This window comes from Stenotrophomonas sp. AC248, from assembly GCF_979258185.1.
On the sequence record NZ_OZ409840.1, the window covers coordinates 1,742,149 to 1,766,363 of the forward strand.

At 69.1% G+C, this 24,215-nt stretch carries 23 protein-coding genes; 17 read left to right on the forward strand and 6 right to left on the reverse strand.

Annotated elements, in window-relative coordinates:
- Positions 1–30 precede the first annotated feature (30 nt).
- Together ACZ0AE_RS08090 and ACZ0AE_RS08095 are read right to left on the reverse strand one after the other, a co-directional pair.
- Entirely contained in the window at positions 31–1,236 is a 1,206-nt protein-coding gene (locus ACZ0AE_RS08090) for an MFS transporter (protein ID WP_463600777.1), read from the reverse strand.
- Complete coding sequence (locus tag ACZ0AE_RS08095; protein ID WP_463600778.1) at positions 1,233–2,474, reverse strand: MFS transporter; 1,242 nt, start codon at positions 2,472–2,474, stop codon at positions 1,233–1,235. Before ACZ0AE_RS08095 ends, ACZ0AE_RS08090 begins: the two co-directional genes overlap by 4 nt.
- A gap of 132 nt (positions 2,475–2,606) precedes the next feature.
- On the opposite strand from ACZ0AE_RS08095, the gene ACZ0AE_RS08100 reads away from it, so the two are divergent.
- Positions 2,607–3,194, forward strand: coding sequence for a TetR/AcrR family transcriptional regulator (locus tag ACZ0AE_RS08100; RefSeq protein WP_463600779.1), 588 nt, complete (start codon positions 2,607–2,609; stop codon positions 3,192–3,194).
- A 62-nt stretch (positions 3,195–3,256) separates the two neighbouring features.
- Here ACZ0AE_RS08100 and ACZ0AE_RS08105 read toward each other — a convergent pair whose 3' ends face one another.
- The 3 genes from ACZ0AE_RS08105 to ACZ0AE_RS08115 all read right to left on the reverse strand — a co-directional run bounded on the left by ACZ0AE_RS08105 (position 3,257) and on the right by ACZ0AE_RS08115 (position 7,161).
- Entirely contained in the window at positions 3,257–5,329 is a 2,073-nt protein-coding gene (locus ACZ0AE_RS08105) for a GGDEF/EAL domain-containing response regulator (protein WP_463600780.1), read from the reverse strand.
- Between the two features lie 90 nt (positions 5,330–5,419).
- On the reverse strand, positions 5,420–6,604 hold the full coding sequence (locus ACZ0AE_RS08110; protein WP_463600781.1) for a BaiN/RdsA family NAD(P)/FAD-dependent oxidoreductase: 1,185 nt from the start codon (positions 6,602–6,604) through the stop codon (positions 5,420–5,422).
- A gap of 8 nt (positions 6,605–6,612) precedes the next feature.
- Positions 6,613–7,161: a YaeQ family protein gene (locus ACZ0AE_RS08115; protein ID WP_038688875.1), complete on the reverse strand. Its 549-nt coding sequence runs from the start codon at positions 7,159–7,161 to the stop codon at positions 6,613–6,615.
- 122 nt (positions 7,162–7,283) lie between these two features.
- Here ACZ0AE_RS08115 and ACZ0AE_RS08120 point away from each other — a divergent pair, with 122 nt between their 5' ends.
- Together ACZ0AE_RS08120 and ACZ0AE_RS08125 are read left to right on the forward strand one after the other, a co-directional pair.
- Positions 7,284–7,658: a hypothetical protein gene (locus ACZ0AE_RS08120; protein ID WP_463600782.1), complete on the forward strand. Its 375-nt coding sequence runs from the start codon at positions 7,284–7,286 to the stop codon at positions 7,656–7,658.
- Entirely contained in the window at positions 7,655–8,536 is an 882-nt protein-coding gene (locus tag ACZ0AE_RS08125) for a pseudouridine synthase (RefSeq protein WP_463600783.1), read from the forward strand. Before ACZ0AE_RS08120 ends, ACZ0AE_RS08125 begins: the two co-directional genes overlap by 4 nt.
- A 476-nt stretch (positions 8,537–9,012) precedes the next feature.
- Here ACZ0AE_RS08125 and ACZ0AE_RS08130 read toward each other — a convergent pair whose 3' ends face one another.
- Entirely contained in the window at positions 9,013–9,489 is a 477-nt protein-coding gene (locus ACZ0AE_RS08130) for a YaiI/YqxD family protein (RefSeq protein ID WP_447593131.1), read from the reverse strand.
- A 300-nt stretch (positions 9,490–9,789) separates the two neighbouring features.
- Between ACZ0AE_RS08130 and ACZ0AE_RS08135 the strand changes: the two genes are divergently transcribed.
- The 14 genes from ACZ0AE_RS08135 (at position 9,790) to pcaD (ending at position 24,136) form a co-directional block, all read left to right on the forward strand.
- Entirely contained in the window at positions 9,790–9,999 is a 210-nt protein-coding gene (locus ACZ0AE_RS08135; RefSeq protein ID WP_017356920.1) for a cold-shock protein, read from the forward strand.
- Between the two features lie 154 nt (positions 10,000–10,153).
- On the forward strand, positions 10,154–10,846 hold the full coding sequence (locus ACZ0AE_RS08140; protein WP_038688868.1) for a glutathione S-transferase family protein: 693 nt from the start codon (positions 10,154–10,156) through the stop codon (positions 10,844–10,846).
- 37 nt (positions 10,847–10,883) lie between these two features.
- Positions 10,884–12,449, forward strand: a complete 1,566-nt coding sequence (locus ACZ0AE_RS08145; protein WP_463600784.1) for a protein adenylyltransferase SelO — start codon at positions 10,884–10,886, stop codon at positions 12,447–12,449.
- Between the two features lie 300 nt (positions 12,450–12,749).
- Positions 12,750–14,261 carry a right-handed parallel beta-helix repeat-containing protein gene (locus ACZ0AE_RS08150; protein ID WP_463600785.1) on the forward strand — a complete coding sequence of 504 codons (1,512 nt, stop codon included), beginning with the start codon at positions 12,750–12,752 and terminating at the stop codon, positions 14,259–14,261.
- A 23-nt stretch (positions 14,262–14,284) separates the two neighbouring features.
- Positions 14,285–15,580 carry a carbohydrate porin gene (locus ACZ0AE_RS08155; RefSeq protein WP_463600786.1) on the forward strand — a complete coding sequence of 432 codons (1,296 nt, stop codon included), beginning with the start codon at positions 14,285–14,287 and terminating at the stop codon, positions 15,578–15,580.
- Positions 15,580–16,467, forward strand: a complete 888-nt coding sequence (gene aroD / locus ACZ0AE_RS08160; RefSeq protein WP_463600787.1) for a type I 3-dehydroquinate dehydratase — start codon at positions 15,580–15,582, stop codon at positions 16,465–16,467. The genes ACZ0AE_RS08155 and aroD overlap by 1 nt, the downstream gene beginning before the upstream one ends.
- Positions 16,468–16,516: 49 nt before the next feature.
- Complete coding sequence (locus tag ACZ0AE_RS08165; RefSeq protein WP_447593139.1) at positions 16,517–17,836, forward strand: MFS transporter; 1,320 nt, start codon at positions 16,517–16,519, stop codon at positions 17,834–17,836.
- A 150-nt stretch (positions 17,837–17,986) separates the two neighbouring features.
- Positions 17,987–18,682 carry a 3-oxoacid CoA-transferase subunit A gene (locus ACZ0AE_RS08170; protein ID WP_038688858.1) on the forward strand — a complete coding sequence of 232 codons (696 nt, stop codon included), beginning with the start codon at positions 17,987–17,989 and terminating at the stop codon, positions 18,680–18,682.
- Complete coding sequence (locus ACZ0AE_RS08175) at positions 18,679–19,326, forward strand: 3-oxoacid CoA-transferase subunit B (RefSeq protein ID WP_137189252.1); 648 nt, start codon at positions 18,679–18,681, stop codon at positions 19,324–19,326. Before ACZ0AE_RS08170 ends, ACZ0AE_RS08175 begins: the two co-directional genes overlap by 4 nt.
- Position 19,327: 1 nt before the next feature.
- A complete protein-coding gene (gene pcaF, locus ACZ0AE_RS08180) occupies positions 19,328–20,542 on the forward strand; it encodes a 3-oxoadipyl-CoA thiolase (RefSeq protein ID WP_463600788.1) in 1,215 nt (404 codons plus the stop codon).
- Between the two features lie 106 nt (positions 20,543–20,648).
- Positions 20,649–21,359: a protocatechuate 3,4-dioxygenase subunit beta gene (gene pcaH / locus ACZ0AE_RS08185; RefSeq protein ID WP_038688855.1), complete on the forward strand. Its 711-nt coding sequence runs from the start codon at positions 20,649–20,651 to the stop codon at positions 21,357–21,359.
- A 4-nt stretch (positions 21,360–21,363) separates the two neighbouring features.
- Positions 21,364–21,927, forward strand: coding sequence for a protocatechuate 3,4-dioxygenase subunit alpha (gene pcaG / locus ACZ0AE_RS08190; protein ID WP_038688853.1), 564 nt, complete (start codon positions 21,364–21,366; stop codon positions 21,925–21,927).
- A 69-nt stretch (positions 21,928–21,996) separates the two neighbouring features.
- Positions 21,997–23,340: a 3-carboxy-cis,cis-muconate cycloisomerase gene (locus ACZ0AE_RS08195; protein ID WP_463600789.1), complete on the forward strand. Its 1,344-nt coding sequence runs from the start codon at positions 21,997–21,999 to the stop codon at positions 23,338–23,340.
- 19 nt (positions 23,341–23,359) lie between these two features.
- Positions 23,360–24,136, forward strand: coding sequence for a 3-oxoadipate enol-lactonase (pcaD, locus tag ACZ0AE_RS08200; protein WP_463600790.1), 777 nt, complete (start codon positions 23,360–23,362; stop codon positions 24,134–24,136).
- Positions 24,137–24,215 lie beyond the last annotated feature (79 nt).

Sequence of the window (24,215 nt, forward strand, 5' to 3'; positions counted from 1 at the left end):
CACGCCTGAGCTTCACGACAAACGCCGGGATTACCCGGCGTTTGTCGTTTGCGTCCGCGGCGGCTGCCCACGTGCGGTCAGCACCGCCGCCAGAATCAGCGCGGCGCCGGCACAGCCGGCCGACGTCCACAGCATGGCGTTCAGCCCCGGACCGTCCATCAGCTGGCCGCCGCTCCATGAGCCCAACGCGATGCCGACGTTGAACACGCCGACATAGAGCGCGCTGGCCATTTCAACGGCGTGCGGCGCAGCCCGCATCACCCAGGTCATTAGCGCCACCGACACCCCGCCGTAGGCCAGCCCCCAGACCAGCAGCACGGCGGTGCCACCGGCGACCGTGTCGCCGATGGTCAGGAACAGCACCGGCGTGAGCAGCAGGCCCAACGCAATGGCCGCGACCGTCGGTGCCGTGCGGCGCGCAGCCGCGGTGCCAGCGAGGAAATTGCCGCCGATGCCCGCGATGCCATAGCCGAACAGCACCGCACCCATCCAGCGCGGATCGATGCCGGCCACGCCGACCAGCAGCGGCCGCACGAAGGTGAAGGTCATGAAGTGGCCGCCGACCAGCAGCAGCGTCAACAGCAACCCTGCCTGCAATGCCCGGTTGCCCAGCTGCCCGCACAACTGCCGCAGCGTGGGCGAAGACGCTACCGGCAGCGCGGGCATCGCCAGAAGATGCAGCGCCAACACCGCCGCGCTGAACAGCGCCATGCCGGCAAAGGCCCATCGCCAGCCGGCCAGGTCGCCGATCCAGGTACCCAGCGGCACGCCCAGCACCGACGCCGCCGCGACACCGCCGAAGATGATCGACGTGGCCAGGCCCACGCCCTCGGCCGGCACCAGCCGCGCCGCCAGGCCACCGGCGATGGCCCAGATGCCGCCCATGCAGAACCCCACCAGCACCCGGGCGGCGAGCAGCCAGTAAATATCCACCGCCAGCGCGGAGGCCAGGTTGGCGACCACCAGCAGGGCAAGCAAGCCCGCCAGGATCCAGCGGCGGTCAATGCCCCCGGCGCCGATCACCGCGATCGGGGCGAACAACGCGGCCAGCAGCGCCGGTAGCGAGAGCGTCAGACCCACGGTGCCGGTGCGGGTGCCCAACTGTTCGGCGATGCTCGACAGCAGCCCTACCGGCAGCATTTCGGTGGTGACCACCGAGAACGTGGCCAGGCCGGCAGCCACCACCGCCAACCATGGACGCGGTGCGAAGGAGGGGGCAATGGAAACGCGGGTCATCGGTCGGATCCTGCAGCAAGGGAGGCGGGCGCTTCGGCCGCATCGGGTGCGGTGCCAGTCTTGCCGGGCAGCCGCTGATGTACCCACAGCGTGGTGATCACCACCAACGCAGCACCGGTCACGGCGACCCCGAACCCTGCGCGTGCACCGGCGATATCCACGATCTGGCCAGCACCGGCCGCACCCATCGCCACGCCCACGTTGAGACCGGCCAGCAGCCAGGTCATGCCTTCGGTCAGCCGATGCGCAGGCACCAGCCGTTCCACGATCGACATCGCCACGATCATGGTCGGGGCGAAGAACACCCCGGCCACCAGCACGGCCACCGCAAGCGCGGCGATGCTGTCCACCTGCAGCAGGGGCAGGGTGGACAGCGCGGTGGCCATGCCGCCCAGCAACAGCAGCCGCCGCAGTGGCCAACGCAGCGACACCGCACCGAACAAGAGGCCGGCCACGCACGAGCCCAGTGCATAGGCGGACAACACCACGCTGGCGGCACCGGGCACGCCGCGCTGCTCGGCGAAGGCGACACTGGTGATGTCCACGGTGCCGACAATCACGCCCATCGCCACCATCAGCAACGCCAGCAGACGCACGTTCGCCACGCCGAGCGCCGACCCGTGGCGGTCCCCCGCATGGATGGGCTGCAGCGGCGGTTCGCTGCCGCGTTGCACGACCAGCGCGGCAACGCCCAGGGCCAACAGCACGGCGGCAGCGAATAGGCCGGCCAGCGGATCGATCGCCACCGACAGCCCCACCGCCAGCGGCGGACCGGCAATGAAGGTCACTTCGTCCAGCACGGTTTCCAGTGAGTAGGCGGTCTGCAGGCGCGGTTGCCCCCGGAACATCGCGGCCCAACGCGCGCGCACCATCGCCGACATGCTGGGCATGGACCCGGCCAGCACCGCCCCGACAAACAGCGTCCATGCCGGTGCTTGCCGCGAGGCGGCGGCGAGCAGCAGCGCCATGCCGAACACACTGATCGCCGTGGCAACCGGCAGCACGCGCGATTGCCCATGGCGGTCCACCAGGCGTGAGATCTGCGGCGACAGCAGCGCGTAGGTGAGGACGAAGGTGGCGGCCACGCTGCCGGCCAGGGCGTAGCTGCCGCGCAGTTGCGCAAGCAGGGTGATGATGCCGATGCCGGTCATCGGCAGGGGCAGGCGCGCCAGCAGCCCGGCCAGGGCGAAACGCCCGGTTCCGGGGGCGGCGAACAGGATTCGGTACGGGGCGAACATCGGGTTTCTCCAGGATTCGGCCGTCCGCGCGATGGGCGGACGAACATACATACGGCGTGTATGAATAAAATCCTATATACATACGAGGTGAATGTAAATAATCATACGTAGCGTATGTAAGGAGCTGATCGCATGGCCCGCCGTACCCGTGCCGAGATGGAAGAAACCCGCGCGGCCCTGTTGGCGACCGCGCATGCGGTGTTCACCGCGCAGGGGTATGCGGACGCCTCGATGGACGATCTGACCGCGCAGGCCGGGCTCACCCGGGGCGCGCTGTATCACCACTTCGGCGACAAGAAGGGATTGCTGCAGGCCCTGGTGGCGCAGTTGGACGCCGCCATGGACGCCCGTCTTCAGACGATCTCGGCCACTGCGGCCGACCCATGGGACGGGTTCCGCCGCCGCTGCCATGCCTACCTGCAGATGGCGCTGGAGCCGGATATCCAACGCATCGTGCTGCGCGATGCGCGCGCGGTGCTGGGCGGGGCATCACCGGAGGCGCAGCGCCACTGCGTCGCCTCGATGCAGGGCCTGATCGAGAACCTCATGCGCCTGGGTGTGGTGGCGGACGCCAACCCGCAGGCGCTGGCCTCGCTGATTTACGGCAGCCTGGCCGAAGCGGCGTTCTGGATTGCCGAGGACCCCAACGCAACCGAGCGTCTGCGCCAGGCACAGGCCGCGCTTGATCTGCTGCTGCGCGGCCTGCTGGCCACCCGGTAGTGGGTCACGACCGTTGGTCGTGACGCAAACCGGTAGGTCACGACCGTTGGTCGTGACGCCCCTTACGCGAAATCGAAATTCATCACCGGCCCGGCGGGGCCGACGAAGTCGCCCTGCACGTAGTCCACCCCGGCACTGAACAACAGACTCATCGAGTTGGCATCGGCGACGAACTCGGCGATGGTGCGGATGTTGGCCGACTGCGCGCGTGCGGTGATCTCGCTGATCTTCTCGCTGTGCTCGCGGGTGCTGGCCACATCGCGGGTGAAGTCGCGGTCCAGCTTGAGGAACTGCGGCTGGAAGTGCGCCAGCAGCTGGAACGAATCCAGCCCCGAGCCGAACTGCTCCAGGCCGATCCGGCAGCCCAGCGGCGCCACCTCGGCCAGGAACTGCTGGGCATTGCGCAGGTGGGTGAACACCTTCGCTTCCGGCGCATGCAGCCACAGCCGCTCGCCCGGCACGCCCTGGGCCTGCAGTTCGCGGCGCAGGGTGGCCACCATCTGCGGGTCGTTGAACGATTCGGGGGTGATCTTGACCATCATCTGGGTGGGGTGGCCGGCGCGCTCGCGCTCGCCCAGCACGCCGATGGCGTGCGCCACCACCCAGCGGTTGATGTCGGCCAGCAGCCCGTGTTCCTCGGCGATGCCCAGGAACGCGGTGGGGCTGAGCAGCTCGCCGTTGTTGTCCAGGCGCAGGTACGCCTCGTACAGCTCCAGCGGCTCGCCCTGCAGGCTCAGCACCGGCTGGTAGTGCAACTGGAAGCCGTCGCCGCCCAGCGCTTCGCGGATGCGGGTGACCCAGCGCTGGATGCGTTCTTCTTCCACCCGGTCGATGGCGGCCGGATCGAAGATGCGGGTGGTGTTGCCCAGTTCCGACGCCGCCTGCTGGCATTCGGTGGCGCGCGCCAGCACCTGGCCGATGCTGGCGATCTTCTCGCCCACCTGTACGCCGCCGATGCTGACGGTCACCGTGGCCGAGCGCTCGCCGATGCTGAACACCTGGCCGGCGAACGCGTCGCGGATCTGGTCGGCCAGGGCCACCGTCTGCGCGTAGGCGCCTTCGGTCAGCACCGCAAAGCTGTGCTCGCCAAAGCGGGCCACCTGTGCCACATCGCCGACGCTGGCGGCCAGCACCTGGCCCAGTGCGCCGATCAGCGCATCGGCCGAATCCAGCCCGATGTCCGGCAGCAGGCGCGCGTAGTGGTCCGGCTCGATCAGCAGCAGGCCGAACTGGCCCTCGCTGCGGCCGGCCTGGGCCACCGCGTTCTCCACGTGCAGCATGAAGGTGGGGCGGTTGAGCAGGCCGGTGACCTGGTCGCGCTGGCGCAGGTCTTCGACCTCGCGGGCCAGTTCCGGGTCGAACTCCATCCGCCGGCGACGGAACACCACCTGCAGGCAGGATTCGCCTTCGTAGCTGGCCTGGGTGAATTCCATGGTGGCCGGGAACACCGCGCCGTCCTGGTTGCGCGCATCCACCTGGTACTGCGGCGGTGGCGCCTCACCCTTGCTCATGGACTTGAGCAGCTGCTTGAAGCCGTCCACGTGCTGCGGGGCCACCATGTCCAGCAGCGAAATACCTTCGACGTCGTCGAAGGATTCGTAGCCGAACATCTCCAGGTACGCCTCGTTGGCGCGGATGTGCATGCCTTCGTGGACGTAGGCGATGGGGTCGCGCGAGGAGGAGATCAGGGCATCGCAGCGGCGTTCGGTTTCGCGCATCTGCGCTTCGATGCGGCGCAGCCCGCGGCGCGCGTGCAGGTCGGTCCACTCGTTGCGCACCACCGCCAGCAGGTGCTCGGGGCGGTTGCGCAGGGCGATGGCGCGGATGCCGTTGGCCCCGGCTTCCACCCATTCGTTCTCGTCGATCGACTCGGCCAGCAGGATCATCGGGATGTCCTTGCCGCTGGCCGCGATCTGCTGGGTGACCAGCAGCAGCGGAATGCTCTGCGCAGGCGCGGCCAGCACAAGGTCGATCGGCTGGCTGCCCAGGATCTGGGCCAGCTCCTCGGCGTGCTGCGGGCGCGCCGGGCGCACCGCGATGCCGCTGTTGCGCAGCGTGCTGACGATGGTTTCAGCGTTTTCACCGCTGTCATCCACGATCAGCAGGCGCACGGTCATGTCATTCGTGTTCTGCATTCACTACTCCCCGGACTGCAAACTTGATACACGATGGCTGTGGATACGTCCATGCGGCAAACGGTAGCCGGTCACGAATCCGCCGCCGGCTTACACCACCTGGCCTGCGGCATGGCCGCTGGCCCAGGCCCACTGGAAGTTGTACCCGCCCAACCAGCCGGTCACGTCCAGCACTTCCCCCACGAAGTGCAGGCCGGGAACCAACTGCGATTCAAACGTACTGGACGACACCTTGCGGGTGTCCACGCCCCCCAGGGTGACCTCGGCGGTACGGTAACCCTCGGTGCCGCTGGCCACCAGCGGGAAGCCCTGCAGCAAGGCCGCGGCCTCGCGCAGCTGCGGTTCGTCGATCTGCTTGACCGGGCGGTCGGGCAGCCAGTGCTCGCACAGGCGCAGCGCCAGCCGCCGCGGCAGTACTTCGGACAGCACCGTGCGCAGTTCGGCGGCGCCGCGGTCGCGCTTCATCGCGCGCAGCCAGCCTTCCGCGTCCTGGCCTGGCAGCAGGTCCAGGCGCAGGTCGTCGCCGGGCTGCCAGAACGACGAGATCTGCAGGATGGCCGGGCCGCTGATGCCGCGGTGGGTGATCAGCATGGAGTTGCTGAAGGCCACATCGTTGCAGCGCGCCGTCACCGGCAGGGCCACCCCGCTGAGGTCGTTGAAGCGTTCCTGGTGCTTGCCGCTCAGGGTCAGCGGGACCAGCCCGGCGCGCGTGGGCAGCACCTCATGCCCGAACTGGCGGGCCAGCTCGTAGCCGAAGCCGCTGGCGCCCAGGCTGGGTATGGACAGCCCGCCGGTGGCCACCACCAGCGAGGCGGCATGGAACTGCCCCTGTGCGGTGGTGACATGGAAACGGTCGCTGCCGCGTTCGACCTTGGTCACCCCGCAGTCGGTGCGCACCTGCACGCCGGCGGCCTGGCACTCGTCCATCAGCATGCGCACGATCTGCTTGGAGGAGATGTCGCAGAACAGCTGGCCCAGTTCCTTCTCGTGGTAGGCGATGCCGTGGCGTTCGACCATCTCGATGAAGTGCCACGGCGTATACCGGGCCAGCGCCGACTTGCAGAAGTGCGGGTTGGCCGAGAGGAAATTGGCCGGCGTGGTGCCGGTGTTGGTGAAGTTGCAGCGCCCGCCGCCGGACATCAGGATCTTCTTGCCGACCTTGTTGGCATGGTCGATCACCTGCACCATGCGGCCGCGCTGGCCGGCGGTGAGCGCGCACATCAGCCCGGCCGCGCCGGCGCCGATCACCAGCACGTCGCATGCAATGGGCTTCATCGCCTGGCTCATTCCTTGATGCGCTTACGCCAGGTCGGAATCACGTCCAGCTGCATCTGGTCGTTGATCAGCTGCACTTCGCCATCCTGGATCAGCACATTCCAGCGCATGGCGCGCTGGATCTGCTCGGCCCAGCGTTCCACGAAGGTGCTGTCCAGATCCAGCACCGAGAGGTTGTCGAAGCGCTCCAGGCCCTTGGCCTGCTTGCTCCACCAGATATCGGCGCCGTGCCCGGCGAAGGTGATCACCTGCACCTGTCGGCTGCGGTTGCAGGCTTTGCGGATGCGCGATTCGTCGGGCTGGCCCAGGTCGATCCACTGCAGGATGTCGCCGGTGTAGTCGCGGTGCCACAGGTCCGGCTCGTCGTCGGTACTCAGGCCGCGGCCGAACTCCAGGCGGTCCTCTGCATTCAGCGCGAAGGCCAGCAGGCGCACCATCAGGCGCTCATCGTTTTCCGACGGGTGCTGGGCGAGGGTCAGGTTATGGGTCGCGTAGTAGCCGCGATCCATGTCGCTGATCTGCAGTTCGGCCTTGCGGATGGTGGCGGTGAGGGCCATGGGGATACCGGGAGCAAAGAGGACCATGATAGTGGTTTGCCCCGGGGGTGTCCGGGGCGATGCTTCTGGAGGAGGGCGTTTGGTGGCACGCTGGGCGCTTCGCGGTCCGGTTGTCGCCCTGCATGTCACGTTCCCCGCCACGCCGTCTGGTCATCGACGGTGCTCCCTTCATCTGCAGCGTCCGGCGTGGGCCGGTCACCGCCGACCCGGCCTGCACGGTGCTGTCGGCTTACGGTGCCGGGCGCCGCCTGCGTATCCGCTTCGCTGCCGATCCGGCAAGCGGTCGCCTGTCAGGCGACGCGGGGCTGGCCACGGGCAGCGTGCGGACTGCCGGCGGTCAGTGGGTCAACCTGCACCGGCCGGCGGTGATGCGCGCGCTGATCGACGCCGGGCTGGCAGCAGCCGATGTGCGGGGCGATGAGCGCGATGGCTGGGCATTGCTGGCGGTGGCCGCGCTGCCTGCCGACGCCGACGCAGGTACCGGGGGCTCGGCATGACCCCGCCCAGTCGGCTGCAGCTGCCGCCGGGCGCGTGGGCAACGCTGCTCGACGGCCTGTGCGCGCGCTTCCCGCGGATCGACCGGGCGCAATGGGAAAGCCGCTTTGCACGCGGGCGGGTGCTGGACGCGCAGGGCAGGGCGCTGGCGCCGGACCGGGCGTGGCAGGTGGGGCTGGAGATCCAGTATTTCCGTGAGGTGGCCGAGGAGCCGGTGATTCCGTTCCTTGAAACGGTGGTGCATCAGGATGCGCACCTGCTGGTGGCTGACAAGCCGCACTTCCTGCCGGTCACCCCGGCCGGGGCGCACGTGCGCGAAACCCTGCTGGCGCGGCTGGTGGCGCGCACCGGCAATGCGGACCTGGTGCCGCTGCACCGGCTGGACCGCCTCACCGCCGGGCTGGTGCTGTTCTCGACCCGCCCCGATTCCCGTGACGCCTACCAGCGGCTGTTCCGCGAGCGACGCATCGACAAGACCTACGAGGCGTTGGCCCCGGCGCTGCCCGGGCGAACCTTTCCGCTGGAGCGGCATACCCGGCTGGTAGCGGGCGAACCGTTCTTCCGCATGGCCGAAGTGCCCGGTGAGCCCAATGCCCGCACCCGCATCGAGGTCATCGACGCCGACGGCCCGATCTGGCGCTACCGGCTGCACCCCGAGTCCGGCCGCAAACACCAGTTGCGCGTGCACATGGCCGCGCTGGGCGCCCCGATCGAGGGCGACGACCTGTATCCGGTGCTGCGCACGGCGGGCGAGGGCGACGCCGCGGCACCGCTGCAGCTGTTGGCCCAGGCGCTGGCATTCCTCGACCCGCTGACCGGCGAACCGCGTCATTTCAGCAGCGACCAGCAGCTCACAGCCAACGTGGTGGCCCCCCGGTAGTGCCGGCCGCTGGCCGGCTCCCTGCGATGCCTGGATTCATGCAGAGCCGGCCAGCGGCCGGCACTACCGGGGTGCTCGAATTTCATGAGGAGCAGGCCAGCGGCCAACAGCCCCCGTGGTGCCCGAATATCATGAGGAGCCGGCCAGCGGCCGGCAGCCCACTCCCCGCAAAAACCCCGTAGCGCCGGGCTCTGCCCGGCTCCCGCAAAAACCGGTAGTGCCGGCCGCTGGCCGGCTCCCGGCGACGCCTGGATTCATGCAGAGCCGGCCAGCGGCCGGCACTACCGGGGGTGCTCGAATTTCATGAGGAGCCGGCCAGCGGCCGACAGCCCCCGTGGAGCCCGGATTTCATGAGGAGCCGGCCAGCGGCCGGCAGCCCCCGTGGTGTCCGAATTTCGTGAGGAGCCGGCCAGCGGCCGACAGCGCACGTTCTGCCCGGATTTCATGAAGAGCCGGCCAGCGGCCGCCCTCCCGGTTCAGCGCCCTGAACGCTTCGCCAGCCAGCGATCCAGTTCGGCCGCGAACGCCTGCCGTTCACGCGGGCCCAGCGGCGGCGGGCCGCCGGTCTGCACGCCGGCACCGCGCAGCTCCTCCATGAAATTGCGCATCGACAACCGCTCGGCCATGTTGTCGGGGGTATACAGCTGCCCGCGCGGGTTCAGCGCCACGCCCTGCTTGGCAATGACCAGCGCCGCCAGCGGGATGTCCTGGGTGACCACCAGGTCGCCGGCGGTTACCCGCTCGACGATGGCGCTGTCGGCCACGTCCAGCCCGGCCGGCACCTGAAGGAAATCGATCACCCGCGAGGGCGGGGTGCGCAGCCAGTGGTTGGCTACCAGCGTCAGCGGCACCTGCACGCGCTCGGCGGCCCGGAACAGGATCTCCTTGATCACCCCGGGGCAGGCGTCCGCATCAACCCAGATGCGGCATATGGCGGAACTTGAATCGGGCATTTGGCTGATCTTAAGGTAGGAAAAGTCTGAATGGGGCGTGCGAAATCGTGTAGGATGCGCCAATCCCTTGTCCCGTCAGGCGTGACGGGGGGATGGCTGAATAAACCAGCTATCGCTTTTTAGGTAAAACACGAGTATCGTCACCCACACTGTGTTTGCTAGGGTCACCGTGAATCGTGGCCTGGTGCAGTTGATCTCACGATCTGCTCATCGATCCGCTTTACCAACGCCTGCAACTCAGTCTCGGCTCCGATAAGCGGCGGCCGCGATTATTTCAACTATTGTTTCAGGAGTTAGTACATGTCTGATCGTCAGCAGGGCACCGTGAAGTGGTTCAACGATGCCAAGGGCTTCGGCTTCATCACCCCGGAAAGCGGCCCGGACCTTTTCGTGCACTTCCGTGCCATCCAGGGCACCGGCTTCAAGTCGCTGCAGGAAGGCCAGAAGGTGACCTTCGTCGCCGTGCAGGGCCAGAAGGGTATGCAGGCTGATCAGGTGCAGGCGGTCTAATCGACCCCCCGCTACCGTCAGGTTGCAATGAAACGCCGGGAGCGAAAGCTTCCGGCGTTTTTTATGCGTGCTGTTTTTTCATCCGCGGGCGGCCGATGACATCGGCAGGGCATGTACCTCGTTACGATGTCGCTTTGAACCTGCGGACCCGTCAATGATCAAGGTGCACCATCTGGACCACTCGCGCTCGCAGCGCGTGCTGTGGATGCTCGAAGAGCTGGGCCTGCCGTACCAGCTGGTCAACTACCAGCGCGACCCCACCACCTGGCTGGCGCCGCCGGCGCTGCGCGAGATCCACCCGCTGGGCAAATCGCCGGTGCTGCAGGACGACGCCCTGGTGCTGGCCGAGTCCGGGGCCATCCTGGAATACCTGGCCGACCGCTACGACAGCGCCCGCCAGCTGTCGCCCGAACTGCTGCCGGCCCAGGCCGCCGAACGCGTGCGCTACCGCTACTGGATGCACTACGCCGAAGGCTCGGCGATGCCGCCGTTGCTGTTGAGCCTGGTGTTCGCGCGGGTACGCAAGGCGCCCATGCCGTTCTTTGCCAAGCCGATTGCCCGTGGCATTGCCGACAAAGTGATGAAGGGGTTCGTAGGCCCGCAGCTGAAGCTGCACCTGCAATGGATGGAGCGCGAGCTGGGCCAGTCGCCGTGGTTCGCCGGCGAACGCTTCACCGCCGCCGACATCCAGATGAGCTTCCCGATCCAGGCAGCCGCGTCGCGTGCAGGCAGCATGGACGCGTACCCGAAGCTGCAGGGCTTCCTGCAGCGCATCGAACAGCGCCCTGCCTACCAGCGCGCCACCGAGCGCGGCGGGGCGCTGGACCTGGGCGCGGGCGCGGCGTGAACTTGCGGGGGCGCAGCGGCGCCCCCATCTGGTGAGCATGGATACCCAACCCCTGCGCTTCGACAACCGATTCATCGGCGACCTTCCCGGCGACGAGGAAACCGGCCCGCGCGTGCGCGAGGTACGCGGTGCCGCATGGTCGTCGGTGATGCCCACGCCGGTGGCCGCGCCGCAGCTGCTGGCGCTTTCCACCGAGGTGGCCGAACTGCTGGGCCTTGGCCCGGACCTAACCGACAGCCCGGATTTCGCGCGCGTGTTCGGCGGCAACGCGCTGTATGCCGGCATGCAGCCGTGGGCGGCCAACTACGGGGGCCACCAATTCGGGCATTGGGCCGGGCAGCTTGGCGATGGCCGCGCCATTTCGCTGGGCGAGCTGCTGGCCCCCGACGGCGCGCGCTGGGAACTTCAGTTGAAAGGGGCCGGGCGCACCCCGTACTCGCGCGGGGCCGACGGCCGCGCGGTCCTGCGCTCGTCCATCCGCGAATTCCTGTGCAGCGAAGCCATGCACCACCTGGGCGTGCCGACCACGCGCGCGTTGAGCCTGGTGGGCACCGGCGATGCGGTGGTGCGCGACATGTTCTACGACGGCCACCCGAAGGCCGAACCCGGCGCCGTGGTGTGCCGGGTGGCACCGTCGTTCATCCGTTTCGGCACCTTCGAACTGCCGGCCTCGCGCGGCGACGTGGCCTTGCTGCGCCAGCTGGCCGATGCCTGCATTGCCCGTGATTTCCCGGCGCTGGCCGATGCCGGCGCGCAGCGCTATGCGCAGTGGTTCGTGCAGATCTGCGAGCGCACCGCGATCCTGGTGGCGCATTGGATGCGAGTCGGCTTCGTGCATGGGGTGATGAACACCGACAACATGTCCATCCTGGGCCTGACCATCGACTACGGCCCGTATGGCTGGGTGGACGACTACGACCCCGACTGGACCCCGAACACCACCGACGCACAGGGCCGCCGCTACCGCTTCGGCACCCAGCCGCAGGTGGCGTACTGGAACCTGACCCGGCTGGCGCAGGCGCTGTCGCCGCTGTTTGACGACGTCGCGCCGCTGCATGACGGGCTGGCCCGTTTCCAGGCCGTGCACGCCCAGCGCGAGCGCGAGGACATCGCGGCCAAGTTCGGCCTGGCCCAGTGCGGCGATGACGACGTGGCGATGATGGCCGCCTGGTTGCAGATCCTGCAGGACGGCGAGATGGACATGACGCTGGCCTTCCGCGGCCTGATGGCGCTCGATCCGCAGGCGCCGTCGGTGCAGGTGCTGGACGAGGCCTTCTACAGCGCCGAGCGGCGCGAGGCCGTCGTGCCCGCATTGCAGGCCTGGCTGCAGCAGTACGCCGCGCGCCTGCGTGCCGATACGCTGGATGCGGCCATGCGCCAGCAGCGGATGGCGGCGGCCAACCCGCTGTATGTGCTGCGCAACTGGCTGGCGCAGGAGGCCATCGAACAGGCCGAGCAGGGCGACATGAGCGGTGTGCACACGCTGCTTGAAGTGCTGCGTACCCCCTACGACGTGCAACCGGGCCGCGCGCATTTCGCCGGCAAGCGCCCTGACTGGGCGCGTGACAAGGCAGGCTGTTCGATGCTGTCCTGCAGCTCCTGAGCCCGGGTGCGCGGTACGCCGCGCCTTCACTGCGACCCTTCTGACTGCACGCTATTGCATGCCGCCGCGCCTGCGGTGGCCGTTGTCGTGCCTGCGTCTACGACAATGGTCGTAGCGGTGAAATCCGATAATCGCACACGTAGTCGATAAACGCACTTGAATGGTGCAGTGCGATAAACCTACTTTCAATCCCGTTCCAAGCGATCCACCTCTGGCGGGCGAGGGCAGTGCCACTACGGTACTGAAGCCAGGTACAGGGGAAAGACCGCCGGAGTCCCTTTCCCTGTGCGGAGCCTGCGCATGCGTTGCCGTCTGTCTGTTGTTTCCCTGACCCTGCTTGCCCTGCTGCCGTCGCTGGCGCTGGCCTACCAGGCCGAGCCGCTGCCCGAGGTGCTGCAGGTCCTGCATGTGGACCGCTATGCCGACGACGCCGCCCCCGGGTCGCTGCGCTGGGCGATCACCACCGCCAACCAGGCTCCCGGCCGCTACCGCATCGAGATTGCCGCGGTGGGCAGCGCGCCGTACGTGATCCGCCCGGCGTCGCCGCTGCCGGAGATCGTCGGCCCGGTGCAGATCGTCGGCACGCCGTGGGCGAGCGCCGGCCAGTACGTCGCCATCGACGGCGTCGGCTACGTCACCGGCACCGGCACCGATGCCTGCCCGGGCGCCGAGCCGGGCCAGTCCGGCACCAACGTGCGCACCACCACGCTGCCGGGGCTGGTCCTGCGCGACACCACGGGCGTGGCGCTGAGCGGTCTTGAGATCCGCAACTTCTGCATCGGCGTGCTGATCAACCGCAGCAGCCACAGCGACATCCACGACAACCGCATCGTGGCCAACAAGGGCGGCGCCGGCATCATGCTGACCGGCGACGACGGCAAGGGCCAGTCCACCGCCACCACCACCGTGCACAACCGCATCGTGCGCAACCAGTTCGTCGACAACGGCGATGGGTTGGAACTGACCCGCGGCGCGGCCTGGAACCTGGTGGCCGACAACCTGTTCCAGTCCACCGCCGCCAACCCGGAGCCGTCGCAGGGCATCGAAATTCTGTGGGGCAACGACAACACGGTGGTGCGCAACCGTTTCGTCGACTATTCCGACGGCCTGCAGATCAACTGGGGCAACCGCAACTACATCGCGGCCAACACCTTCACCGGCAATTCGATCGGGGTCAGCGTCACCGGCAGCGACAACGTGGTGGACGGCAACACGATCACCGGCAACGGCATCGGCATCGCGGTGCGTCCGCAGCCGGTGAGCGCACCGAACCGCTTCAGCGCCAACCAGATGGTGGGCAACGGGCTGAAGATCGCGCGCTGCGAAGCCGGTGGCGCCTGTGCCACGGGCCAGCCGCGCGGGGCGATCGTGTTCGGCGTACCGGGGCTGGAACACGCGAACTTCGTGGGCTCGCGCGGGCGCGGGGTGGATACCGACCCGTCCAAACGCGCGCGCATCTGCAGCGGCGCCGATACCGCAGGGTGCCAGCCGGCGCCCAACCTGGGCCAGGCCGCGCCGGTGCTGCAGGCAGTGCAGGGCACCGGTACCGCACGCACCGTGCAGGGGGTGTTCCAGGGCGTGCCGGGGCAGCGCTACCAGCTGGAGGTGTTCGGCAACCGTGCCGCGAACAGCAGCGACGCCGAACGCCTGCTCGGCACCGTCGACGCCGTCACTGATGCGCAGGGGCAGGGCCGTTTCACGCTGGCGCTGCCGACCACCGGCGAGGCTGCCGGTATCGCCACGCTCACCGCCACCGCGACGTCCGCGCTGGGTGCCACCTCCCCGTTGAGCGCGCCGCTGTCGCTGCGCTGACCCGTCGACCCCGAGAGACTCCGATGCGATTTCCGAACCCCACTCCGCTGGCCCTGCTGTTGTCCGCTGCCGTGCTGGCGCCCGCGCTGGCCCACGCGCAGGACAGCAATCGTTACGACGGCAAGACCCTCACGGGCGACTGGGGCGGCACCCGTACCGCGCTGGACGAACGCGGCCTCCGCTTCCGTGGCGACTACGTGGGCGAGGCGATGGGCGTGGTCGACGGCGGCTACGGCCGCACCGGCGCGCGCTATGCGCAGCAGGTCCGGGTCGGCGTCGACCTGGACATGGGCCGCCTGGCCGGCTGGGACGGCGGCGCCTTCCACGTCACCCTCAACGACCGCCGCGGCAACAGCACCTCGGCCGATCTGGTCGGCAACCGCTTTCCGATCCAGGAGGCCTACGGCGGGCAATACACCCGGCTCACCGAGGCCAGCTACGACCAGACGTTCAACGCCGGGCAGTCGTATTTCAAGCTGGGCTACTACGCCATGGGCAACCAGTTCGGCCTGCACAGCCTGCTGACCCACTTCGTCAACGCCGCCTTCTGCGCGCATCCGCTGGCGATGTCCGGCAACAGCGGCTGGTACAACTACCCCACGGCACGCTGGGGCGGTGAAGTGGCCCAGCAGGTGAGCCCGGCACTGAACGTGCGCACCGGCTGGTTCCAGGTCAACCCGAACCTGGGCGGCAACATCGAACGCAATGCGTTCCGTCCGTTCGTGTCGGGCACCACCGGCTCGCTGATTCCGCTGGAAGTGACCTGGACGCCGGACAAGGGCGGGGCGCACCCGGGCGTGTACAAGTTCGGCGGCTACTACGACACCTCGCGGGTGGACCAGCGCGGGCTGGATACCTCGCCCACCACCGGCCGCCACGGTGCGTATGTGCTGGCCGAGCAGCGGCTTACCCGCGAAGCCGGCGACCCGCAGCGCGGGCTGACCGCCTTCGCGCAGTACATGGTGTCGGACACCGACACCGCGCAGATCCGCCGCTGGTACGCGCTGGGTGGCGTCTACCAGGGCATCGGCTCACGCGCGCAGGACAGCATCGCGCTGGGCTACGTGGGCGCGGACATCAACCGCCGCCTGGTCGACGCCCGCCGCGCCACCCTGGCCGACGCGGGCGTGCCGCTTGACTCGCCGCTGTACCAGCTCAGCCAGGCCGAGGAGCTGTTCGAACTGTCCTACAGCATCCAGGTGAATCCCTGGCTGATGGTCCGCCCTGACGTGCAGTACATCGTCAACCCCGGCACGTTCGCCTACACCCGCACCGACAACGCGTGGGCCGTGGGCGTGCAGGCCAAGGTGACCTTCTGATGCGCGCCTTCCTTCCCTCGTTCCTGGTGAACCGCATGCGTCCGCTCACTCCCTTCATGCTGGCCGCCGTGCTCGGCGGCGCGGCCGCCGTTGCCCACGCCGCACCGGTACCGGTCACGCCCTTGCAGGTAGGTACGCTGCGCATCGGCGAAGGCGCACCGCGCACCATCGTGCCGATCACCGGTGCCACCGCCGAACAGGCGCTGCAGCAGGCCGCCGTGATCGCCGCCAGCCCGGCCACCGACCTGGCCGAATGGCGCATCGACTACCTGGACATCGCCACCGACGGCAAGGCGCTGGTGACCCTCGGCAAGCGCATCGCGCGCACGCTGGACGGCAAGCCGATGATCCTCACTTTCCGCACCCAGGCCGAAGGCGGCAGCAAGCCGATCAGCGACGCCGACTACGCCGCGCTGTACGCCACGCTGCTGCGCGGCGGCTTCACCCAGTTGATCGACGTGGAGATGTTCCGCGATCCGGAGCGGGTGGCGGCACTGGTCGCGCAGGCGCATGCGGCCGGGGTGAAGGTGGTGATGTCCAGCCACGACTTCCATGCCACCCCCGCGCGCGAGGAGATCGTGGCGCGGCTGCTGCGCCAGGAGGCGATGGGCGCGGACGTGTTGAAGATCGCGGTGATGCCGCGCGACGCCGGCGACGTGCTTGCCCTGCTGGATGCCACCTGGCAGGTGCGCCAGCGCAGCAGCAAGCCGCTGCTGACCATGTCCATGGGCGGCACTGGCGTGGTCTCGCGGCTGGCCGGGGAAACCTTCGGCCAAGCGCTGACCTTCGGCATGATCGGCACCCCGTCCGCGCCGGGCCAGGTCGAGGTCGAGCAGCTACAGCAGGTGCTCCAGGTCATCCATGCCTCCAGCCAGGCCGGTCGTTGAGACCTCCCCGCCGGACGCCCCCCGCACTACGTCGTCGCAGGATCCCCGTATGAGCCATGCCACCGCCGCCGCTTCCCCGCTCGTGCTCGAGCGGATGAGTCCCTTCCAATGGACGGCGATTGCCATCTGCGTGCTGTTGAACATGCTCGATGGCTTCGACGTGATGGTCATGGCGTTCACCGCGCCGCACGTGTCGGCCGACTGGGCGCTGTCGGGCAAGCTGCTGGGCATCATGCTCAGCGCCGGGCTGGTCGGCATGGCGCTGGGCTCGTTCCTGCTGGCGCCCTTGGCCGACCGCTGGGGCCGGCGGCCGATGATCATGCTGTGCCTGGTGATCCTCACCGTGGGCATGGCGTTGTCGGCGCTGGCCGGCAACGCGTGGCAACTGGGCGCGCTGCGCGTGTTCACCGGCGTGGGCATCGGCGGCATGCTGGCCGGCGTAGGCGTGATCACCGCCGAGTACGCCAACCCCAAATGGCGCAGCACCGCGGTGGCGCTGCAGGCCACCGGCTACCCCATCGGCGCCACCCTGGGCGGCGTGCTGGCGGCCTGGATGCTGCAGCATTTCAGCTGGCACAGCGTATTCCTGATCGGCGCCGGCGCGTCGTTGCTGTGCATCCCGCTGGTGCTCAAGTGCCTGCCCGAATCGCTGGATTTCCTGGTGGCCCGGCGTCCGCCGGATGCCTTGCCGCGGCTCAACGCGTTGCTGGCGCGCATGCACATGCCCGCGCTGCAGGCGCTGCCGCCGGCACCGGTGCGCGCCGATGGGCGCAAGGGCTACGCCGCGCTGTTCGTCGGCGACCTGCGCCGGGTGTCGGTGCTGATCGCGATGGCGTTTTTCCTGCACATGTTCGCGTTCTATTTCGTGCTGAGCTGGACGCCGAAGTTGCTGGTGTCGGCGGGTGTGTCGGCCCAGCAGGGCATCACCGGCGGGGTGCTGCTCAACCTGGGCGGGATTGTCGGTGGCAGCCTGTTCGGCTGGCTGGCGTCGCGCTGGGCGTTGTCGCGGCTCACCGCAGCCAGCCTGCTGCTGGCGATGGTGGCGATGCTGGCCTTCGCCGGTTTCAACACCCAACTCGGTATCGCCTTCCCCGTGGCGTTCGTGATCGGTGCGGCGTTGTTCGGCGCCATGGCCGGGCTGTATGCCGCCGCGCCGGTGGTATTTGCCGCCGACGTGCGCACCACCGGGCTGGGCTGGGCGATCGGCATTGGCCGGGTCGGCGCCATCCTGTCGCCCCTTACCGTCGGCCTGCTGGTCGATGCAGGCTGGTCGCCCACCGCGCTTTACGTGCTGTGTGCGCTGCCGTTGGCACTGGCGGCGTGGGCCTGCCTGGGCCTGCGCGTCGGCGTTGGCCAGACGCGCAACTGAGCCGACGGGTATGGACATCCACGTGTGCGATTATCGCATCATGAGTCCGATTGTCGGATTGACCGCGTCGTCGCCGCTGCGCACCATGTCCGCGTCCCGTTTTCCCCCGTATGTCGCCGCCGCCTGCAAGGCACGGCAAGGAGCAACGCAGTGATCGACAAGACCGTGGCCAACGCTGACGCAGCGGTGGCCGACATCCACGACGGGGCGACGGTGATGATTGGCGGGTTCGGTACCGCCGGCATGCCCGACGCCCTGATCGATGCCCTGATCGCGCAGGGCGCGCGCGGGCTGACCATCATCAACAACAACGCCGGCAACGGCGACACCGGGCTGGCCGCGCTGATCCGGCACAAGCGCGTGCGCCGCATCGTCTGCTCGTTCCCGCGCCAGGCCGACTCGCAGCATTTCGATGCGGCCTACCGCGCCGGCGAGATCGAACTGGAGCTGGTGCCGCAGGGCAACCTGGCCGCGCGCATCCATGCCGCCGGCTCGGGCCTGGGTGCGATTTTCACCCCCACCGGCTACGGCACTGAACTGGCCCACGGCAAGGAAACCCGCGAGATCGACGGGCGTCACTACGTGCTGGAATACCCGCTGCACGCCGACTTCGCACTGATCAAAGCCCACCACGGCGACCGCTGGGGCAACCTGGTGTACCGCAAGACCGCGCGCAACTTCGGCCCGCTGATGGCGATGGCCGCGCGCTGCGCGATCGTGCAGGTGGATGCCGTGGTGCCGCTGGGCGACCTGGACCCGGAAGCCGTGGTGACCCCCGGCATCTTCGTGCAGCGCGTGGTTGCCCTGGATGCCACCGCCACTGCCACCGCTGGAGCCCGCGCATGAACCGCCTGAGCCGCGAACAGATGGCCGCGCGCGTGGCGCGCGATATTCCCGAAGGTGCCTACGTCAATCTGGGCATCGGCCTGCCGACCACGGTCGCCAACTTCCTGCCGGCCGACAAGGAGATCTTCCTGCAGTCGGAAAACGGCCTGCTCGGCATGGGCCCGGCACCGGCAGCGGGCGAAGAGGATCCAGACCTGATCAATGCCGGCAAGCAGCCGGTGACCCTGCTCACCGGCGGCTGCTATTTCCACCATGCCGATTCGTTCGCGATGATGCGGGGCGGTCACCTGGACATCTGCGTGCTGGGTGCATTCCAGGTGTCTGCGCAGGGCGACCTGGCCAACTGGAGCACCGGTGCGGCCGATGCCATTCCTGCCGTCGGTGGGGCGATGGACCTGGCCATCGGCGCCAAGCAGGTCTTCGTGATGATGGACCTGCTGACCAAGCAGGGGCAGAGCAAGCTGGTGGAGGCGTGCAGCTACCCGCTCACCGGGCTGCGCTGCGTGTCGCGCGTGTATACCGACGTGGCCGTGTTCGACCTGGGCGAGGCGGGCGCGCGCGTGCTGGAAATGGTGGACGGGGTGAGCCTGGAGCAGCTGCGTGAGCTCACCGGCCTGCCGCTGCAGATGAGCGAAGGAGCCTGACATGACCCTGCACGATACCTACATCATCGATGGCATCCGTACCCCGATCGGCCGCTACGGCGGTGCGTTGGCCGGCGTGCGCGCCGATGACCTCGGCGCGATCCCGTTGAAGGCGCTGCTGGCGCGCCATCCGCAGCTGGACCCGGCGTTGATCGACGAGGTCTACCTGGGCTGCGCCAACCAGGCCGGCGAAGACAACCGCAACGTGGCCCGCATGAGCCTGCTGCTGGCCGGCCTGCCGGTGAGCGTGCCGGGCAGCACCGTCAATCGGCTGTGCGGCTCGGGGCTGGATGCGATCGGCACGGTGGCGCGCGGCATCGCCGCCGGTGAGCTCGGGCTGGCCATTGCCGGCGGCGTGGAGTCGATGTCGCGCGCGCCTTTCGTGATGGGCAAGGCAGGCACGCCCTTCGCGCGCGACCAGGTGATGGAAGACACCACCATGGGCTGGCGCTTCATCAACCCGCAGCTGCGCGCGCTGTATGGCGTGGAGACCATGGGCCAGACTGCCGAGAACGTGGCCGAGCGGTACGCGGTGTCGCGCGCCGACCAGGACGCGTTCGCGCTGCGCAGCCAGCAGCGCGCCGCCGCCGCCCAGCAACGCGGGTTCTTCGACGGCGAGATCGTGGCGGTGGATGCACCCGGGCGCAAGCGCGGTGAAACCGTGCGCGTGGCGCGCGATGAACACCCGCGCGCGGACACCACGCTGGACGCGTTGGCCGCGCTCAAGCCGTTGTTCCGCCAGCCCGGCACCGTGACCGCCGGCAATGCGTCGGGCATCAACGATGGCGCCGCCGCGGTGCTGCTGGCGTCGGGCGCACAGGCGCGCGCACTGGGCCTCACCCCGCGCGCGCGCATCCTGGGCTTTGCCAGTGCCGGGGTCGAACCGGCGGTGATGGGCATGGGCCCGGTACCGGCCACCCAGCGCCTGCTGGCGCGGCTCGGGCTGTCCGTCGCCGATTTCGATGCGATCGAGCTCAACGAAGCGTTTGCTTCGCAGGGGCTGGCGTGCCTGCGCCAGCTCGGTGTCGCCGACGATGCCGCGCACGTCAACGCCAATGGCGGTGCCATCGCGCTGGGCCATCCGCTGGGCATGAGCGGTGCGCGCCTCGCCCTGACCCTGCTGCGCCAGCTGGAAGCCAGCGGGGGGCGGCGTGGCCTGGCCACCATGTGCATCGGCGTGGGCCAGGGGGTCGCGCTGGCCATCGAGCGCGTGTGACCGCCCCTGCTTTTTCCTGCTTCACGGCCGCTGCCGCCTTCGCATGGCAGCGTGCCACTGCCTTTCAGCTGCGGCCCCAACGGCCGCCCGCCAACCGGAGTACGCCATGAGCGATCCCACTGACCTGCGCGGCTATCGCAGGCCCTATCCCGGCACCCAGCCGGACCGCATCCACCTGCCGTATGCATCCACCCGCCTGCGCGGCCCCGGGCGCGACCCGATCCAGATTCCGGCCACGCTGTCCGAAGTGACCGGGCCCACGCTGGACCGCATCACCCTGGGCGAACACGCCGCCGACCTGACCGCCGGCTTCAAGGGCCAGCCGCTGGGTGAGCGCATCGTGGTCAGTGGCCGGGTGCTGGACGAGAACGGCCGCCCGGTGCGCAACAGCGTGGTCGAGGTATGGCAGTGCAACGCCGCCGGTCGCTACCTGCACAAGGGCGACCAGCATGACGCACCGCTGGACCCCAACTTCACCGGCACCGGCCAGGTGCTCACCGACGACCACGGCCGTTACCGCTTCACCACCATCAAGCCCGGCGCCTACCCGTGGCGCAACCACTACAACGCGTGGCGACCAGCGCATATCCACTTTTCGCTGCATGGCGAAGGCATCGGCCAGCGCCTGGTCACGCAGATGTATTTCCCCGGCGACCCGCTGCTGGCGTACGACCCGATCTACAACTGCGTGGACGACGCCAAGGCCCGCGAGCGCATGGTGTCCTCGTTCGACTGGGAAAACACCGCCAACGAATTCGCCCTCGGCTACCGCTTCGACATTGTGTTGCGCGGTCGCAAGATGACCGTGTGGGAGTAAGCAGATGAGTTTCCAATCCACTCCGTGGCAGACCGTGGGCCCGTACTACCGGCTGGGCCTGGAACCGCTGTACCGCACCGACATCGCGCCGGCCCAGGCGCAGGGTGAGCGCGTACAGGTGCAGGGCCAGGTGTTCGATGGCCTGGGCGTGCCGGTGTCCGATGCCGTGCTGGAAATCTGGCAGGCCGACGCGCAGGGCATCTACGCGCATCCGGAAGACCCGCGCCACGACGCGCATGACCCGGCCTTCGATGGCTGGGGCAGGGTGCCCACCGACGCGCAGGGCCGCTTTGCCTTCACCACCGTGCGCCCGGGCAGTGTGGCCGGTCCCAAGGGGCAGCCGCAGGCGCCGCACCTGATGGTGCTGGTGTTCATGCGCGGTCTGTTGCGCGCGGCCAGTGCGCGGGTGTACTTCAGCGACGCGCCGGGCAACGCCGACGATCCGATCCTGGCCCTGGTGCCGGCCGAACGCCGCGCCACGCTCATCGCCCAGGCGCAGGGCAACGGCCTGTACCACTGGGACGTGCGCATGCAGGGCGAGCTGGAAACCGTGTTCTTCGACTACTGATGCCGGCCTGCACGCGCGGCCTGACGACGCGCAGGTAAGCTGGGTCCACCTTTGACTGGATGGCGTTTGATGAGCGATTTCCCCTCGCTGCTTGGCGGCCTGTTCGGCGCGCCGGAGGTGGACGCGGTGTTCACCGACACCGCGCGCCTGCAGGCGATGCTCGACGTGGAAGCCGCGCTCGCACGCGCGCAGGTGCGCTGCGCGGTGATTCCGCCGGCCGCGCTCGGCGCGATCGAAGCGGCCTGCCGGGCCGACCTGTACGCCGTGCCCGCCCTGGGCCAGGCCACGTTGCTGGCCGGCAACCCGGCCATTCCGCTGGTCAAGGCGCTGACCGCGCAGGTGCGCCACGCCGATGCCGACGCCGCGCGCTGGGTGCACTGGGGGGCCACCAGCCAGGACATCATCGACACCGGCGCGGTACTGCAGCTGCGCGAGGCAGTAGGCCTGGTGCAGGAGCGGCTGCATGTGCTGTGCACCGCGCTGGCGGTGCTGGCCGATGCCGAGCGCGATACCGGCCTGCCCGGACGCACGCTGTTGCAGCAGGCGGTGCCGGTGACCTTCGGGCTGAAGGCGGCCGGTTGGCTCGATGCATTGCACCGCAGCCAACGGCGCCTGCAGGCGTTGTACGCCGACACGCTGGTGCTGCAGTTCGGCGGTGCGGCCGGCACCCTGGCCTCGCTGCAGACGCGCGGCCTGGACGTGGCCCAGGCCCTGGGCGACGAACTGCAGTTGCCGGTGCCGGCGCTGCCGTGGCACACCGCCCGCGACCGGGTGGCCGAACTCGGCAGCGCGTTCGCGCTGCTCACCGGCACGCTGGGCAAGATCGCCACCGACATCGTGCTGATGATGCAGTCCGAAGTGGCCGAAGCATTCGAGCCGGCCGGCGAGGGCAGGGGCGGGTCGTCGGCGATGCCGCACAAGCGCAATCCGGTGGGCTGCGTGGCGGCCATTGCCGCGGCCACGCGGGTGCCGGGCCTGTTGTCCACCTTGTTCGTGGCGATGCCGCAACCGCATGAGCGCGCGGCCGGGCAGTGGCATGCCGAGTGGGAAACCGTGCCGGAGATCGTGCGCCTGTGCGCCGGCAGCCTGGCCCAGGTGACCGTGGTGGTGCAGGGCCTGCAGCTGGACCGGGCGCGCATGCGCGACCACCTGGACAGCCACGGCGGCCTGCTTTACGCAGAAGCGGTGGCGGTGACGCTGGCTGAAACGCTGGGCAAGGCCACCGCGCATGCGCTGGTGGAACAGGCCGCGCGCCAGGCGCTGGCGCAGTCGCGGCACCTGCGCGAGGTGCTGCAGGAGATGCCGGACGTGAGCGCGCAGCTGTCGCCGACGCAGCTGGCGGCGTCGTTCGCGCCCGACAGCTGGCGTGGCATGGCCGACACCTGGATCAACCGCGTGCTGGCGCAGCGCTGACCCTTATTGGAGGGGTGCAATGGATTTTCTTGAGCTGGACACACATCGCCTGCATTACCGCATTGACGGGCCGGACGATGCGCCGTGGTTGACCTTCTGCAACTCGCTGGGCACCGACCTGCACATGTGGGACCCGCAGGTGGCGGCCCTGTCGGGGCGGTTCCGGATCCTGCGCTATGACCGCCGTGGGCATGGCCACTCCAGCGCACCGCCAGGCCTGTACAGCGTGGCCGACCTGGGCGCGGACGTACTGGCCCTGTGGGACCACCTGGGCGTGGCACGCAGCCATTTCTGCGGGCTGTCGATCGGTGGCCTGACCGGGCAATGGCTGGGCGTGCATGCCGGCACGCGCCTGCACACGCTGACGGTGGCGGCCACCGCCGCGAAGATCGGCACGGCCGAGAGTTGGGAGACGCGCATCGCGCAGGTGCGTGCGCAGGGCCTGTTGCCGTTGCGCGAAGGCACGGCCGAACGCTGGTTCACGCCGGCCTTCGTCGCGGCGCAACCGGCGCAGGTGGAGGACATCCTGCAGCGCTTTGTCACCACCAGCGTGGCGGGCTACGTTGGCTGCTGTCATGCCGTGGCCACTGCGGACTTCCGTGACCAGCTGGCACAGATCGGCGTGCCGACCCTGGCCATCGCCGGCGACGACGATCCGGTCTGCCCGCCCGCAGACCTGGAGGCCATCGCGCGCGGGGTCGCCCACGGCCACGCCGTCGCCGTGCCCGGCCGCCACATCTGCAACATCGAATCGGCCGACGCATTCACCGCCGCCCTGACCGCCCACACATCGTAGGTACCGACCATTGGTCGGTACACCCCCACACCGATCGTGACCGGCACGCCCCCACACCGTAGGTACCGACCGTTGGTCG

Excerpts from the sequence above, each read along its gene's own strand:
- ACZ0AE_RS08090 (WP_463600777.1), bottom strand. The coding sequence starts at position 1,236 with ATGACCCGCGTTTCCATTGCCCCCTCCTTCGCACCGCGTCCATGGTTG.
- ACZ0AE_RS08095 (WP_463600778.1), bottom strand. The coding sequence starts at position 2,474 with ATGTTCGCCCCGTACCGAATCCTGTTCGCCGCCCCCGGAACCGGGCGT.
- ACZ0AE_RS08100 (WP_463600779.1), top strand. The coding sequence starts at position 2,607 with ATGGCCCGCCGTACCCGTGCCGAGATGGAAGAAACCCGCGCGGCCCTG.
- ACZ0AE_RS08105 (WP_463600780.1), bottom strand. The coding sequence starts at position 5,329 with ATGCAGAACACGAATGACATGACCGTGCGCCTGCTGATCGTGGATGAC.
- ACZ0AE_RS08110 (WP_463600781.1), bottom strand. The coding sequence starts at position 6,604 with ATGAAGCCCATTGCATGCGACGTGCTGGTGATCGGCGCCGGCGCGGCC.
- ACZ0AE_RS08115 (WP_038688875.1), bottom strand. The coding sequence starts at position 7,161 with ATGGCCCTCACCGCCACCATCCGCAAGGCCGAACTGCAGATCAGCGAC.
- ACZ0AE_RS08120 (WP_463600782.1), top strand. The coding sequence starts at position 7,284 with ATGTCACGTTCCCCGCCACGCCGTCTGGTCATCGACGGTGCTCCCTTC.
- ACZ0AE_RS08125 (WP_463600783.1), top strand. The coding sequence starts at position 7,655 with ATGACCCCGCCCAGTCGGCTGCAGCTGCCGCCGGGCGCGTGGGCAACG.
- ACZ0AE_RS08130 (WP_447593131.1), bottom strand. The coding sequence starts at position 9,489 with ATGCCCGATTCAAGTTCCGCCATATGCCGCATCTGGGTTGATGCGGAC.
- ACZ0AE_RS08135 (WP_017356920.1), top strand. The coding sequence starts at position 9,790 with ATGTCTGATCGTCAGCAGGGCACCGTGAAGTGGTTCAACGATGCCAAG.
- ACZ0AE_RS08140 (WP_038688868.1), top strand. The coding sequence starts at position 10,154 with ATGATCAAGGTGCACCATCTGGACCACTCGCGCTCGCAGCGCGTGCTG.
- ACZ0AE_RS08145 (WP_463600784.1), top strand. The coding sequence starts at position 10,884 with ATGGATACCCAACCCCTGCGCTTCGACAACCGATTCATCGGCGACCTT.
- ACZ0AE_RS08150 (WP_463600785.1), top strand. The coding sequence starts at position 12,750 with ATGCGTTGCCGTCTGTCTGTTGTTTCCCTGACCCTGCTTGCCCTGCTG.
- ACZ0AE_RS08155 (WP_463600786.1), top strand. The coding sequence starts at position 14,285 with ATGCGATTTCCGAACCCCACTCCGCTGGCCCTGCTGTTGTCCGCTGCC.
- aroD (WP_463600787.1), top strand. The coding sequence starts at position 15,580 with ATGCGCGCCTTCCTTCCCTCGTTCCTGGTGAACCGCATGCGTCCGCTC.
- ACZ0AE_RS08165 (WP_447593139.1), top strand. The coding sequence starts at position 16,517 with ATGAGCCATGCCACCGCCGCCGCTTCCCCGCTCGTGCTCGAGCGGATG.
- ACZ0AE_RS08175 (WP_137189252.1), top strand. The coding sequence starts at position 18,679 with ATGAACCGCCTGAGCCGCGAACAGATGGCCGCGCGCGTGGCGCGCGAT.
- pcaF (WP_463600788.1), top strand. The coding sequence starts at position 19,328 with ATGACCCTGCACGATACCTACATCATCGATGGCATCCGTACCCCGATC.
- pcaH (WP_038688855.1), top strand. The coding sequence starts at position 20,649 with ATGAGCGATCCCACTGACCTGCGCGGCTATCGCAGGCCCTATCCCGGC.
- pcaG (WP_038688853.1), top strand. The coding sequence starts at position 21,364 with ATGAGTTTCCAATCCACTCCGTGGCAGACCGTGGGCCCGTACTACCGG.
- ACZ0AE_RS08195 (WP_463600789.1), top strand. The coding sequence starts at position 21,997 with ATGAGCGATTTCCCCTCGCTGCTTGGCGGCCTGTTCGGCGCGCCGGAG.
- pcaD (WP_463600790.1), top strand. The coding sequence starts at position 23,360 with ATGGATTTTCTTGAGCTGGACACACATCGCCTGCATTACCGCATTGAC.